Annotated in this window: 8 protein-coding genes; 4 read left to right on the forward strand and 4 right to left on the reverse strand. The window is 54.6% G+C overall.

The window, feature by feature from the left end; all coding sequences use genetic code 11:
• Positions 1-108: 108 nt before the first annotated feature.
• Together FFI95_RS12625 and FFI95_RS12630 are read left to right on the forward strand one after the other, a co-directional pair.
• On the forward strand, positions 109-1,167 hold the full coding sequence (locus FFI95_RS12625) for a CaiB/BaiF CoA transferase family protein (RefSeq protein WP_144823062.1): 1,059 nt from the start codon (positions 109-111) through the stop codon (positions 1,165-1,167).
• A gap of 168 nt (positions 1,168-1,335) precedes the next feature.
• Positions 1,336-3,963 carry a penicillin acylase family protein gene (locus FFI95_RS12630; protein WP_144823063.1) on the forward strand — a complete coding sequence of 876 codons (2,628 nt, stop codon included), beginning with the start codon at positions 1,336-1,338 and terminating at the stop codon, positions 3,961-3,963.
• 463 nt (positions 3,964-4,426) lie between these two features.
• Here the strand turns inward: FFI95_RS12630 and FFI95_RS12635 are convergent, their stop codons facing one another.
• Positions 4,427-7,189, reverse strand: a complete 2,763-nt coding sequence (locus tag FFI95_RS12635; protein ID WP_144823065.1) for a hypothetical protein — start codon at positions 7,187-7,189, stop codon at positions 4,427-4,429.
• A 300-nt stretch (positions 7,190-7,489) separates the two neighbouring features.
• Positions 7,490-8,266 (reverse strand): enoyl-CoA hydratase, encoded by a 777-nt coding sequence (locus tag FFI95_RS12640; RefSeq protein WP_144823067.1) that lies wholly within the window; start codon positions 8,264-8,266, stop codon positions 7,490-7,492.
• Positions 8,267-8,435: 169 nt separating this feature from the next.
• Here FFI95_RS12640 and FFI95_RS12645 point away from each other — a divergent pair, with 169 nt between their 5' ends.
• A complete protein-coding gene (locus FFI95_RS12645) occupies positions 8,436-9,950 on the forward strand; it encodes a fumarate hydratase (RefSeq protein WP_144823069.1) in 1,515 nt (504 codons plus the stop codon).
• A 74-nt stretch (positions 9,951-10,024) separates the two neighbouring features.
• On the opposite strand, the gene FFI95_RS12650 is transcribed toward FFI95_RS12645, so the two are convergent.
• The gene (locus tag FFI95_RS12650; protein ID WP_144823266.1) at positions 10,025-11,479 is read right to left on the reverse strand and encodes a protein adenylyltransferase SelO; all 1,455 of its coding nucleotides are present in this window, start codon (positions 11,477-11,479) and stop codon (positions 10,025-10,027) included.
• 94 nt (positions 11,480-11,573) lie between these two features.
• Between FFI95_RS12650 and FFI95_RS12655 the strand changes: the two genes are divergently transcribed.
• Positions 11,574-12,542: an NAD(P)H-quinone oxidoreductase gene (locus FFI95_RS12655; RefSeq protein WP_144823071.1), complete on the forward strand. Its 969-nt coding sequence runs from the start codon at positions 11,574-11,576 to the stop codon at positions 12,540-12,542.
• A 28-nt stretch (positions 12,543-12,570) separates the two neighbouring features.
• Here the strand turns inward: FFI95_RS12655 and FFI95_RS12660 are convergent, their stop codons facing one another.
• Positions 12,571-13,596 carry an NADP-dependent oxidoreductase gene (locus FFI95_RS12660; protein ID WP_144823073.1) on the reverse strand — a complete coding sequence of 342 codons (1,026 nt, stop codon included), beginning with the start codon at positions 13,594-13,596 and terminating at the stop codon, positions 12,571-12,573.
• Positions 13,597-13,664: the final 68 nt, after the last annotated feature.

Raw genomic sequence — 13,664 nt, forward strand, 5'->3', positions numbered from 1 at the left:
GGCTAATTGTATTGGCGCAACAGACAGTTGGCGCCGCTAACAAAACCGGGCAGCATGGAGCAAAGTGAATAAAAAACCGAACACCATGATACCAATAAGGAGAACACTATGGCGGGTCCTTTGGCCTCAATGAAAGTACTGGATTTCAGCACCCTGTTACCCGGGCCATACGCCACCATGCTGCTGGCGGATATGGGCGCTGAAATACTGCGGATAGAAGCGCCAGACAGGCCAGACCTGGTGAAAGTCATGCCACCCTTTGATGGTAAGTTCAGTACCGCCTCGTCATATCTCGGCCGGGGAAAACAGACCCTGCCCCTTAACCTGAAACAGGAAGGCAGCGTAGAGAAGGTTAAAGAACTGGTAAAGGAGTACGACATAGTCATCGAGCAGTTTCGCCCCGGCGTTATGGAACGCCTGGGTATAGGCTATGAAACCCTCAAATCCATTAACCCCAGGCTGATTTACTGCGCCATCACCGGCTACGGCCAGACAGGCCCCTACAAAGACCGGGCCGGGCACGACATCAACTACCTTGCCATTGCTGGCGTGGCCAGTCACAGCGGCCGAGCCGATAGCGGACCGCCGCCCATGGGCATCCAGATTGCCGACGTGGCAGGCGGCTCACACCATGCCGTCATGGGCATACTGGCGGCTGTGGTGCACCGCCAACAGACCGGGGAAGGGCAGTTCGTGGATGTCAGCATGACCGACGCCGCCTTCGCGCTTAATGGCATGGCCGGCGCGGCAGCCCTGGCAGGCGGCCAGCCCCAGAACCCGGAAAGCGGCATGCTCAACGGCGGAACCTTCTACGACTACTACCAGACCAGCGACGGCCGCTGGCTGTCGGTAGGCAGTCTGGAGCCGCAGTTCTCCGCACGCTTGTGCGACACGCTCGACCTGAGCGATATGAAAAGCCTGACCCTGAGCCAGAAGCCGGAAGATCAGCGAGTACTCAAGACCGCGATTAAAGAAAAAATCGCTGCCAAAACTTTTGCACAGTGGCAGGAGATTTTTGCCGAGGTGGATGCTTGTGTGGAACCGGTGCTGACGATTGAAGAAGCGGCCGAACACCCGCAGCTGCAGGCCAGGGGAATGGTGGTGGAGAAAGACCGTGGGGATGGTGTGGAGCAGAGGCAGTTGGGGGTGCCTATCAGGTTTGCGTAGATATCTTCCTTAGCCTGGTGAATTGGACGGTAACAGAGCCTGTCATCTGAAAGTATGATTTTTTGCTAAATGGCCTGAATGCAAGTTCAGTATCGCGTGTGTTCTGCTAGGTTTAAGAGTGTCGCCCATGATGGCGTACCCGTAGTGAACAATTATAAGGATGACACTATGCAAACCTGGAAGAAACAGGCCGTGCGAACCTCGCGTGGCCTGGCTTTGGTGCTTTTATCTGGCACTGTCCTCACGGGCTGTTTTGATGGCAGTAGCTCATCATCCGGCTCATCAGAGCCTGAGCTTAATACCAACCTGTTTCCAGCCGATGGCAAACTGGAAGCCAATATACGGAGAACAGAGGGGGGAGTGCCCCATATTAAAGCCGACAACCTGAAATCGGCGGCTTTCGGGCATGGTTACGCCCAAGCGCAGGATAATGTGTGTTTGTTGGCTGAGGCGGTTGTTAAGGCTCGGAGTGAGCGGGCTAAGTATTTTGGGCCAGGGCCTGATAGCATTAATATTATTAATGACTTCAGCTATAAGGCCCAAAAAATCCTAAGCGGTGCCGAGCGTGAATACGGTGCTTTAACTGATGAGAGTAAAGCACTCATCGACGGGTTTACTGCCGGATACAACCGTTACGTTACAGAGACCGACGCGGGAGACTACCCGCAAAGATGCAGTAATCAACCTTGGGTTAAGGAAATAGCCCCAACGGATCTTCTGGCTCACTATCGCATTGTTGGTCAGTATGCCAGTGGTGGCGAGCTCGCCACCGGGGCTGTATTCCTTGCTATCCCTGGCGAAGATCCCGTTGCAGCGGAGCCGGATCCGGTGATAGCCGACACCAATGCGCTGGAACTTGAGAAGGTTTCCAGTAATGCCAGGGCGTTGGCAGCTGCCAATACAAACCTTCAAGAGACAGGCCTTGGCAGCAACGCCTGGGGGCTTGGTAAGGAAATGACGGAACAAGGGCGCGGTGCTTTACTCGCTAACCCACACTTTCCGTATACCGGACATCGCCGCTTGTATCAGGCCCAGATTACCGTTCCCGGGTACCTGAACGTGAATGGTGCCGGGTTGTTGGGCACCGCACTACCACTGATCAGCTTTAATGAAAATCTTGCCTGGTCACACACTGTGTCCACCAGTCGCCGTTTCACGGTTTATGAGCTTCAGCTCAAGAGCGGGGATGATCTAACCTATATCAAGGATGGTGAGGAAAAGCCGATCACCCAGGAGACCTACCAGATTGAGGTTGCCACGGGAGGGCCCAGCCCAATGCTCGTTGAGCGTACATTCTACTTCTCTGAGTATGGGCCCATGTTGTCAGCAAACGCGGTTACTCGAGGTGGGTTGCCTAAATGGGGCGAGAGCGGGACTGCTTATACCTATCGTGATGCCAATGCCAATACCGGCAACCTGCTGGATACCTGGCTGGGAATGAGTCGCGCCAGTAACCTAGAGGAATTCCAGGATGTGTTCCGTAATTGCGGTACCACACTCTGGGTCAATTCCACCTATGCTGATGCCGAAGGTAATGCCTTTTACATTGATAGCAGCTCGGCGCCCAATCTCTCCGAGAAGACCATTGCTTTGATTAACTTCAAGCGATCCGTTAGCCCTGAGTACGCACAGCTTTTCGATAATGGCATTACTCTACTGGATGGCTCCCATAGCTATGATGACTGGGTAGAGGGCAAGTGTGGTGGTTTGACCACCTACGACCAGAAGCCCAAATTGGTGCGTACCGACTGGGTACAAAACTCCAACAGCAGCTACTGGGCTACTAACCCGGCAGAGTTTCTGACAGGGTATTCGCCGATTTACGGTGACGAAGATCGACAGGTCAACCCCCGTACCCGTTTGGGCATAAAAATGCTGCAAAATCCTACCGACTCGGGAATGCCTGGCGTCACACCGCCGGCTGGGGCGCAAAGTGAAAAGTTCAACGCAAAGGATCTTATTGGCGTAATCTGGAATAATCGGGCTTGGTATGCGGAACAGCTTTTGCCAGAGCTTGTTGAGCGTTGCGATATGGTTGGGTCTGATCCGGTTGAAGGTGAAGATCTGAGCGAGGCCTGTGGCGTACTGACAAATTGGGATGGCGTATATAATCGGAATAGTGTGGGTGCGCACGTTTTCCGCGTATTTATTGCAAACTATGCCGACAGTTTCGATACGGATCTGACCGTGCCATTCACTCGTGACGATATAGTGAACACGCCCTCAGGGCCCTCGTCAGAAGGTAAAGGCACAGAAACGGATGCCATGTTGGTTGCCTTGGCGAGGGGCGTAAAGGCGTTGAATGCGCAGTCGATTGGGTTGAGCGAAGCCCTTGGCGACGTGCAGTATATTCGCCCCTCAGGTGACGTCCCACCCAATGGCACACCCTTGTTCCAGACACCTCCAATTCCCTGGCACGGCGGTGATGGCAATGTAGATGGCGCCTTCAACGCGATTGGTGTGGTAACTGACAAATATGCGGTAGACACCCGCTTCCCACGTATTGCTCCCGATGTGGTGCCTAAAACCGGTGGCCTTTCAGACGGCACAGTGCCTGGAACTGAGGGGTGGTTGATTGCCCGTGGCACCAGCTGGCACTTTGGTTTGGAGTTTACCGATAACGGGCCGGAAGCTTATGGTCTTGTTAGCTATGGTCAGTCGGCTGACTCCCAGTCGGATTATTTTCTGGAACAAAGTAAAGATTATAGTGACAAGGACTATCGACAGTTGTGGTTTACCGAAGAGGACATACAGCTGCACTCTAATGGTGAGCAGGTTGTAAAAGCGGAGATGTAACCGCTAGTAGTGAAATAAAAGCCCCGGCTACCTTTATAGTTGCCGGGGCTTTTTTGTGTGTGGGATGGCAATGCGGTACGCATTGCAAGCAAATTGATGATGCTTTTCGCTGGGAGCATACTCATGAGCCGGGGGTAAGTAGAGAGGTGGAAGGGATAAAGTTAGGGCGTTAATGCTGGTAAGTCTTGGTTGCATTGGTATATTTTATCGAACACGAACTGAATCCCAAGACGTTATGGTACCTAATAGTCAGCAATGGTACGGACGTGGATAAAGAACTCTAAATGCCTAATGTAAATATTTCTATTTACCCGAACGGTTTTCCTTGCGGCCCTTTAACTAGAGGGCGAAAAGTTCATAGTCTGATTAAAAGTGTATTGCGACACAATAAAAAAACTCCCCTCGGCTTTTGCCAGAGGGGAGTTATTAGCTTACATCGATTGTCTATCGTTTATTTGAAAACCTAAGGTGCGGGAGGTACGAAAACTCCGTCAGTTTCAAGAACCATTTGCCCGAATGCGTCAGCTGGCGATCCTGATACTGGTGTACCATGATCCAGTGGTATCGGATTACCTTCACTATCAGTGGTGCCTCCATAAATAGCCTGTTCGTACAGGGTAAACAGGGCACTATCTCGACCATCTTCGTACATCAGGCTCAGCGGGAAAGAGCCTGCCAGTGGCGCATCGAAGCTATCCACAGTGACGGCAGCCGGTAGGCCTGTATTCGCGGCGGGAATTGTTGCATCTAAGGGAGCAATGCCCCAAAGCGCTTCGTCGGCAGCATTTGGAATGACCGCGTCTCCTTGGACCACAGATTGCAGGTAGGCGGCTGGTTTGGAAGCTTTCAGGTTATCTGCAAAGTTGATTGGATCTGCAGAATCAATAGTTGCCTGGAATACGTTCAGGAAGCTTTCGAGATCTGCATCACCTTGATCCAAGCCAGCCGATTGCTGCAGGCCCAGCAGGATGCGCGGCGCAAAGGATGGGGAGTTTTCCAGCATGCGAACAATGCCGCCGCCTGGAGTCAGCATGCTGGCAGCCTCGATGTCGTTATACGTTGATGAAACCGGGCCCTTTGATGTCGCGATAGCTCCCAACTGGTTTGCGTTCACACTGGCGATAAATGGCGCACCGGTGATGGTGCCCAGAGAATGCCCAGCAAAGAACACATTTGCACCGCTTAGGTCGGCCCCTCCTTTAGGCGTAAGGTCAAGATCGTTCAAGCTCACCCGCAGGTTCATCTGATCAACCGCACTCTGGCGAATGTTGTCGCGGGTATTGGTGAAGTTCAGCAGGTTAATGAACATGCTGCCTGAGTCGCCCTCACCGGTCGTGTAGTCAATAGGCTTCAGATCACCAGGAGTCGGCGAGTATATGCCGAAGTGGCGCTCAACTTCCATAGGGGCCAAACCAGGAACAGTACTACCTGCATTTTTTGCGGTGTTAATCAGGGACATCGCTTGGCCGGTAGATTCGGGTGTTGCATTGCCATCGCCGAGTTGTGCTGCAAGCACATCGGTATTTTCGGCAAGAATCAACTCTGTTAATGCTGCGAGTTGCGGTTCTGTAAAGTCAGGGTTGGCGCCTAATAACAGCTTCTGTACCAGTGCCTCTTGCTCTTCTGCGGTAAACGCCGCAACCCCGTGAACCGGCTGGTCGATGGAAACAACGGTATAACCGAGTGCCGCCAAGGCAGTACCGAAGGTCAGCGCTGTACTCCGGTCCGTAGTGATGCCATGCTGGAACATCACTACACCCTTAGTATCGGACCCTTCTTCGGCCTCGGGATAGATAATTAATGCTGGAACGTCAACATCCGCCTGCTTTTTTGGGAAGGGGAATACGTAGTTTACGGTGTTGGACTTAAATCCACCGCTGTCATTTTCAGCTCCGTGGGGGATTTCGAGATTAATAGCCTCAAATTGGGCATTCAACCCGGCGGCAATGCCGTTATCTGCTGTCCAGGAGTTGGCGAGTATTGCCGCAGCGCCGTCCTTACTTTCCGGAGTTCCCAAATAGTACGGAAGTGAAACTGTTCCTTGAACAGCAAGAACCTTTGGTGCACTGCCGCCTAGCTTGGTGTTGAAGGAATCATATACAGAACCGGCAACGGCTGAAACCAGGCCAACAGGGGTTGGGTCGCCAAGGGTAAAGTCTGCTGCACTGCGGTTATCAGGAGTGGGGGTTGGCAATGCTGCAGCGATTTTTGCAGTAAGGCCCACGGAAACACATTGAATGGCGGCCAAACCAGTGGTGCCGCCACAGCCTTGTGGTGGTGCAACATCAAAGGTAGGGCTCAGCGCCGTTTTAATGGCTGCACTGGGGAAGTTAGTCAGAGCTGGGTCGACAACAGCTTTTACTGACGCGTAATCTTTTGCGCCACCCGCCACCGCAGCTTTTGCAGCTGATACTTTTACGAATGTGGTCAACTGATCCTCAAACCAGGCACCCGGTTCGGCGATGTACTGCAGAACCTTTTCATCATTAGATGTGGTGAAGCTGTAACTGATCGCAATATCATCAGCAGTGATCGGGAGCGATGATACTGCAGTTTTTTCCCAAAGGCCGTTAATTAGCGCCCTGACTGGAGCAAGGGTTGCCGTTCCGAGCGGCTGGTCTTCATCCGTAAGGCTGCCATAAGTAGGAGACGCGATAATCGCATCGCCATTTATATCGCTAACGCCTTTAGTGACTACTGCAATATAGCGCTTCTGCGGGTTCAGTGGTTCAAGAGGCAGTATGCGAATTGCGGACATACCATCGAGAGTTTCGACATCCGCACGGGCTGTGGCAAGGCCGGCTACAGTTGGTGGTTCCTGACTGCTTAGGCCTTGTACTGGGTCACCGCTGGCATACTCAAGTTCGATTAGGAAAACCGTTTCACCGTACCTGACGCTGTCCTCGGCAATTTGTCCGTTAAACTGAATAACAGCCGGTGCGACAGTGGAGGCACCACTCAGTTCATTCAGTGCCGTAGTGACAGGTGGTGAAGTATCATCAACATCAAAGGTTCCGTCACCTGTTTCAGAATCAAAAATCAAATCGTTGGGAATAGGCAAATCGCCAGTTACCGGGTTAAAAACCGGCCAGGTTTTCCCGTCAAAATCCGGGTTGGAAATCTTATAATCCGGATTAGCATTCGCCCCCTCATCACCGCCGCTGAGGCAGCCTGTTAGCCCAAGGGAAGACGCCACGGCAAGACTTATTAGTGTTTTCTTGAACATGGGTGGAACCTTTTCCTGTTGTTGTATCGTTATGTTCGGCAACTAACGGGGCCGGTCTGATGCGGTAAACCCAGGGTCAGCGGCCTGTTCTGCATAAACGGTTGTCTGAAATTGTAGCCAGCGCTTCAAATCAATTTCTGTATTTATGACTATAGCGCCCCAGGGGCCAGTGTTGATCAGCCAAAAGTGTGATTCTTGTGTTTAGGGTGCTTTGTACGCGCTGGCTCAGTCAGCTCTGCCAGGAGGTTGGGGCGTTGGAGCGATGGCAGCCCGCCAGCGCTGGTCTGGCGGGTTTCAGGCTTATTTGAAGCGGGAGAAATCCGGCTTTCTTTTCTGCATAAAGGCACTGAAGGCTTCAGCGGCTTCGGGGGATTGCAGGCGTTCTGCAAACAGTTCGCCTTCCGCCAGCATGGTGTCGCTCAGTTCCTTGTAAGTCGGGCCGCTCAGGAGCTTTTTCGTAGCTCTTATAGCGGCTGGCGGCTGGCTGGCGAGGCGCTGACAGGTTTCCAGGGCAGTCGCTTCGGTGCCGGCGGGGTCGCATACGCGGTTGATCAGCCCCAGACGGTACGCATCTTCTGCGCTGAAGGTGTCGCCCAGCATCAGTAATTCAGCGGCCCGTACCCGGCCCAGCCAGGAGGGCAGGAGCAGGCTGGAGCCGCCTTCGGGGCACAGTCCCAGGCTGGCAAACGGCATCTGAAAACCGGTATTGCTGCCGGCGAACACCATGTCGCAGTGCAGCAGCATGGTGGTGCCAATACCCACGGCCGGTCCATTAACGGCGGCCACAACCGGTTTGGTGGCGTTGGCCAGCAGGAACAGGAAACGGCCCACCGGGGTTTCTGTGAAGGCGCCGCTCAGGCCGCCGCTGGCAAAATCACCCAGGTCATTGCCGGCGGTAAAGCATTCTTCATTGCCGGTAAACAGTACGCAGCGAACGTTGGCGTCTGCCTCTGCCTGTTCCATGGCATCGCCCAGTGCGGTGTACATGGAGTGGGTAAGGGCGTTTTTACGGTCTGGGCGGTTTATGCGTACAACCAGTACCTGGTCTTTGAGGGTGGTCTGAATTAGGTCGGTCACAGTGTCTCCTGATTTTGTTTTGTCGTTATGGTGCTGATCATACCGCTTTTAACGCGTTTGTTAAGAAAAGCTTCGCCTTGTGTAGAATCCCTTACCCGGTAATTTCTGGTAAACTGTGCCACCGGTTTTTACCAGACAAACCTAACCAGTCCAACCTGATGAGGCACCTATGACCACCGTAATCCGCCAGGATGACCTGATTGAAAGCGTTGCAGACGCGCTGCAGTTCATTTCGTATTACCACCCGAAAGATTTTATTCAGGGTGTGTACGAAGCCTACCAGAAGGAAGAATCCCAGGCGGCCAAGGATGCCATGGCACAAATCCTGATCAACTCGCGCATGTGCGCCCAGGGCCACCGGCCAATCTGTCAGGATACAGGCATTGTTACGGTGTTTGTTTATGTGGGTATGAACGTTCAGTGGGATTGCGATATGCCCCTGGAAGATGTGATTAACGAAGGTGTGCGCCAGGCGTATACGCACCCGGATAACGTGTTGCGGGCCTCCGTTCTGGCAGACCCGGACGGCAAGCGTGAGAACACCAAAGACAACACCCCGGCGATCATTCATTACAAGATTGTTCCGGGCGATACGGTTGAAGTACACGTAGCCGCCAAGGGCGGCGGTTCTGAGGCCAAGTCCAAGTTTGCCATGCTGAACCCGTCGGATTCTGTAGCCGAGTGGGTGCTGGAGATGGTTCCCCAGATGGGTGCTGGCTGGTGCCCGCCCGGCATGCTGGGCATTGGTATTGGCGGCACGGCAGAAAAGGCAATGGAGCTGGCGAAAGAGTCGCTGCTGGACCCCATTGATATTCACGATCTGAAAGCGCGTGGTGCGTCGGATCGTTCGGAAAAGCTGCGTCTTGAGCTGTTTGAGAAAGTGAATGACCTGGGTATTGGTGCCCAGGGGCTGGGCGGCCTGACCACCGTGCTGGATGTAAAAGTGAAGGATTATCCCACCCACGCGGCCAACAAGCCGGTGGCGATTATCCCCAACTGCGCGGCCACCCGCCACGCCCACTTTACGCTGGACGGCTCCGGGCCTTCCCTGCAAACACCCCCAAGCCTGGATGACTGGCCGGAGATCACCTGGGAAGTGGGTGACGACGTGCGTCGCGTCAACCTGGACACGGTTACCCCAGACGATGTGAAAGACTGGCAGCCGGGCGAGACAGTGCTGCTCTCAGGCAAAATGCTCACCGGCCGTGATGCTGCTCACAAGAAGATGGTAGACATGATCAACAACGGCGAAGAACTGCCGGTGGATCTGAAAGGCCGTTTCATTTATTACGTAGGTCCGGTGGACCCGGTTGGTGAAGAGGTGGTTGGCCCTGCAGGCCCCACTACGGCCACGCGTATGGATAAGTTTACCCACTTTATGCTGGAGAAAACCGGCCTGACCGGCATGATCGGTAAAGCCGAGCGTGGCCAGGTTGCCATCGATGCGATCCGCGAGTTTGGTGCGGTGTATCTGATGGCGGTGGGCGGCTCTGCCTACCTGGTCTCCAAGGCTATCAAGAACGCGAAAGTGGTTGGCTTTCCCGAACTGGGGATGGAAGCCATTTACGAGTTTGAAGTAGAAGATATGCCGGTTACTGTGGCTGTGGACTCACGCGGTACGTCTGTGCACCAGACAGGCCCGGTAGAGTGGCAGGAGAAAATCATCGCCGCCAAGGCCGTTTAAGAGTGTGTAAGTGACTGCGTCGGGGCCAGGGTTCAGACTCTGGCCCCGGTTTTTGATGGCGGGTTGCCAGCGCCTCAGCTTGAGCAGCTTATATTCATGTGTTTCCCCCATTCCGGCGGCAAAGCCGCGTATTGCTCATACTGCGGTTGCTCGTCAAACGGCCGCTTCAGTACCTTCAGTAATTCCTTCATCGGCTCGTAATCGCCATTCTGAGCTTCCAGTATTACCTGCTGTGCCAGATAGTTCCGCAAAATGTATTTGGGGTTGACCCGGCGCATCTGCGCCTCCTGTTCATCCCGGCTTCGGGTCTCAGTTTGCAGGCGTTCTTCGTACTGTGTCAGCCACTTGCCCGCCGCCTCTCGATCCACAAACAGATCGCGTACAGGGTCAGGGCCGTCGCTGGAGAGGTTGGATAGTGCCCGGAAAAATGCACTGTAATCTGTGTGGTTTTTGTTCAACAGGTTGAGCGTGTCCATCACCAGCTGGAGGTCGTCTTCGGCTTCCCGGCTCAGGCCGAGCTTATTTCGCATGTTGTATAAAAAACGTTCGTTGTAAGCGGTTTCGTACGCTTGCAGGCCGTTGCGAAGGTTTTCTTCATCCATAACCGGTCGCAATGCACTGGCAAGGTACTGGCAGTTCTCAAAGCCAACCCGGGGCTGGCGGTTAAAGGCATAGCGCCCGCCCTGATCGGTATGGTTGCAGATGTACCCGGCATCAAAATCATCCAGAAAAGCAAAGGGTCCGTAATCGAAGGTGTCGCCGATGATGGACATGTTGTCGCTGTTCATAACGCCATGGCAAAAGCCCACAGCCTGCCATGCGGCAATCAGGTGTGCGGTGCGTTCGACCACTTCGGTAAACCATCGGGCATAGCGTTCGCTTTCCGGTAGTGGTTGCAGGTGTGAAAAATGCAGCTCTATAACATGATCGAGCAGGGCTTTGGTGGCTTCCGGACCTTCGTGGTTGGCTGCAAACTCAAAGTGGCCAAAGCGGATATGGCTCTGGGCAACACGCATCAGGGCGGCAGCGGTTTCAATGGACTCGCGGCGAACCGGGTCCCGGGCGCTGACCATGAACAGCGCGCGGGAGGTTGGAATGCCCAGTCCGTGCATGGCTTCGCTGCACAGGTACTCGCGGATGGTAGAGCGCAGCACGGCTTTGCCGTCACCAAAGCGGGAGTAGGGGGTCATGCCGGCGCCTTTCAGGTGCCAGTCCCAGCGGCGGCCATCGGGGGCAATGGTTTCCCATAAAAGCAGGCCGCGGCCGTCGCCCAGTTCCGGGTTGTACATACCAAACTGGTGGCCGGTGTATTTCATGGCGATCGGGTCCATGCCCTCCAGAAGTGCGGTGCCACCTCCGATTTTGGCCCAGTCGGATTCATCGGTAACATGAAAGCCCATGTCCTGTGCCAGCGTATGGTTGAAACACACCATGCGGGCGTTTTTCAGTGGTGTAGGCTGAACACGGGTGTAGAAGTTCCCGGGGAGTTCCTGGTAGCGATGTTCTATACGAAAACCGTTATTGTTCATAAAATCATTGCGCTCCCGTGAAAACCTGCTCATTACAACCCTGAGGGCAGTTGGGGTATCCTTAGAGAATATTCAGAGTGCCGGGATTTAAATCATGATGAAAGCAATCAAGATAACCGATGGCTCCCTTACATGGGAAGACTGTGAAAGCTATACCGAGTTGCCTGTTGATCACGTGGAAATCGAAGTTGTCTGGACTGCCGTTAACCGCGCCGACCTGATGCAACGGGCAGGGGCTTACCCACCGCCTCCCGGGGCCTCGGATATTCTGGGGCTGGAGGTAAGTGGCCGCATTGCGGCTGTTGGCGAGGCCGTCACGGGTTTTGAGGTGGGCGATGAGGTGTGCGCTCTGCTGACCGGTGGTGGGTATGCCACGCGAGTGGTGGCCCCGGCCGCTCAGGTGTTGCCGATTCCCAAAGGCTTTTCGCTGAAAAAAGCCGCGGCCGTTCCGGAGGTGTTTGCCACGGCCTGGCTGAACCTGTACCAGGAGGCTGATCTGCAGCCCGGTGAGCGGGTGCTTCTGCATGCAGCGGGCAGTGGTCTGGGGACCACGGTTATCCAGCTGGCTACCGCCTTTGGTAACCCGGTGTTTGCCACCGCCGGTGATGAAGACAAACTGGAAGTTTGCCGAAAGCTGGGAGCAACCGGCACCTGGAACCGCAGAGACGGCTCGTTTGTGGACGCCGTGAAGAGCTGGGGCGGTGTGGATATGGTGCTGGATCCTGTGGGCGGCAGCTATATCAAGGATGATCAGAAGGTGCTGAGTGCCGAAGGCAGAATCATTCTGATAGGCCTGTTGGGTGGGCGCTCAGCCGACGTGGATCTGGGCCTGATGCTGGTTAAGCGCCAAAGGCTGATTGGTTCGACCCTGCGCTCACGTTCAGTTGCGGATAAGGGACGAGTTATGGAGGCGCTGTATCGTCATGTCTGGCCGCTGCTGGTGGCCGGGCAGATTGAGCCCCTGATCGACAGCTCCTGGCCTATCCAGGAAGCCGAAGAGGCTATGGCACATGTGGCGGCTAACAAAAACACCGGGAAGGTGCTGTTGAAAGTAGCAGAGTAACCTTCCCGGGCGTGGGCACTGGTGTGCATCAGTCGGCGATGTGCACCAGTTGCTTACCGAAGTTCTTGCCCTTCAGCATTCCTTTGAAGGCCTCAACGGCGTTTTCGAGGCCTTCGGCCACGGTTTCGCGGTATTTAATCTCACCTGAGGCGATGCGGTCGGTGAGGATGTTGGTGATTTCCTGGTGCCTGTCCTGCCATTCGGTGACCAGGAAGAAGCGGTGTTCCGGCACCGGATCCAGACGTTTGAGAATATCGAACGGTGTTTCCACCTTGTCTGTGCTCTTGGCGTTGTAGGCCGATACATAACCGCAAATAGGCACGCGTGCGCCCGGGTTTAACAAGGGAGCAACCGCCCGGGTTACATCGCCACCGACGTTTTCATAGTAGATGTCGATGCCATTCGGGCAGGCTGCTTTCAGGTGGGCTTCCAGGTTGCCGGCCTTGTAATCAACGCAGGCATCGAAGCCCAGCTCGTCAACCACATAACTGCACTTTTCGGGGCCTCCGGCAACGCCGACTACGTGGCATCCTTCTGTTTTAGCGGTTTGTCCGACGACAGTGCCTACAGGCCCCGAGGCCGCTGACACCACTACTGTTTCACCTTTTTGTGGCTTGCCCACGTAGGTTAAACCGCAGTAGCCGGTACGCCCGGGCATGCCTGCAACGCCAAGGTAGGTTTGTAGTGGTACGCCTTCTTTCTGCTCGATCTTGTAGACCATCGGGGCGTCTGCCGGGAAGGTTACATACTCCTGCCAGCCGGAATAGCAGGTAACCAGATCGCCAACCTTCAGCTTGTCGGAACGGGACTCCACAATGCGCGCGACACTCTCACCAACGATGGGGTCACCAATCTTGATGGGGTCCATATAGCCTTTGGCATCGTTCATACGTGGGCGCATGTACGGGTCCAGCGACAGCCACAGCACCTGTGCAACAACCTCGCCTTCCTGGGGTTCACGTACGGGGCGCTCTTCCATAACCAGATCGCCTTCCTGGATTTCTCCATCAGGGCGCTGCTTAAGTACAATGGCACGGTTTTTATATTCGCTCATGGTATTTCTCCTTACCTGTCTTGAGGTAAACGGAGCACGCTGGCTCCTTGGGTTGCATTATGAAACCA

It is taken from the genome of Marinobacter piscis, from assembly GCF_007671655.1.
Taxonomy (GTDB): domain Bacteria; phylum Pseudomonadota; class Gammaproteobacteria; order Pseudomonadales; family Oleiphilaceae; genus Marinobacter; species Marinobacter piscensis.

What these genes read in the sequence shown, in the direction of transcription:
- FFI95_RS12650 (WP_144823266.1), bottom strand. Translation starts at nt 11,479, where the DNA reads ATGAACAATAACGGTTTTCGTATAGAACATCGCTACCAGGAACTCCCC.
- FFI95_RS12660 (WP_144823073.1), bottom strand. Translation starts at nt 13,596, where the DNA reads ATGAGCGAATATAAAAACCGTGCCATTGTACTTAAGCAGCGCCCTGAT.
- FFI95_RS12645 (WP_144823069.1), top strand. Translation starts at nt 8,436, where the DNA reads ATGACCACCGTAATCCGCCAGGATGACCTGATTGAAAGCGTTGCAGAC.
- FFI95_RS12630 (WP_144823063.1), top strand. Translation starts at nt 1,336, where the DNA reads ATGCAAACCTGGAAGAAACAGGCCGTGCGAACCTCGCGTGGCCTGGCT.
- FFI95_RS12655 (WP_144823071.1), top strand. Translation starts at nt 11,574, where the DNA reads ATGATGAAAGCAATCAAGATAACCGATGGCTCCCTTACATGGGAAGAC.
- FFI95_RS12625 (WP_144823062.1), top strand. Translation starts at nt 109, where the DNA reads ATGGCGGGTCCTTTGGCCTCAATGAAAGTACTGGATTTCAGCACCCTG.
- FFI95_RS12635 (WP_144823065.1), bottom strand. Translation starts at nt 7,189, where the DNA reads ATGTTCAAGAAAACACTAATAAGTCTTGCCGTGGCGTCTTCCCTTGGG.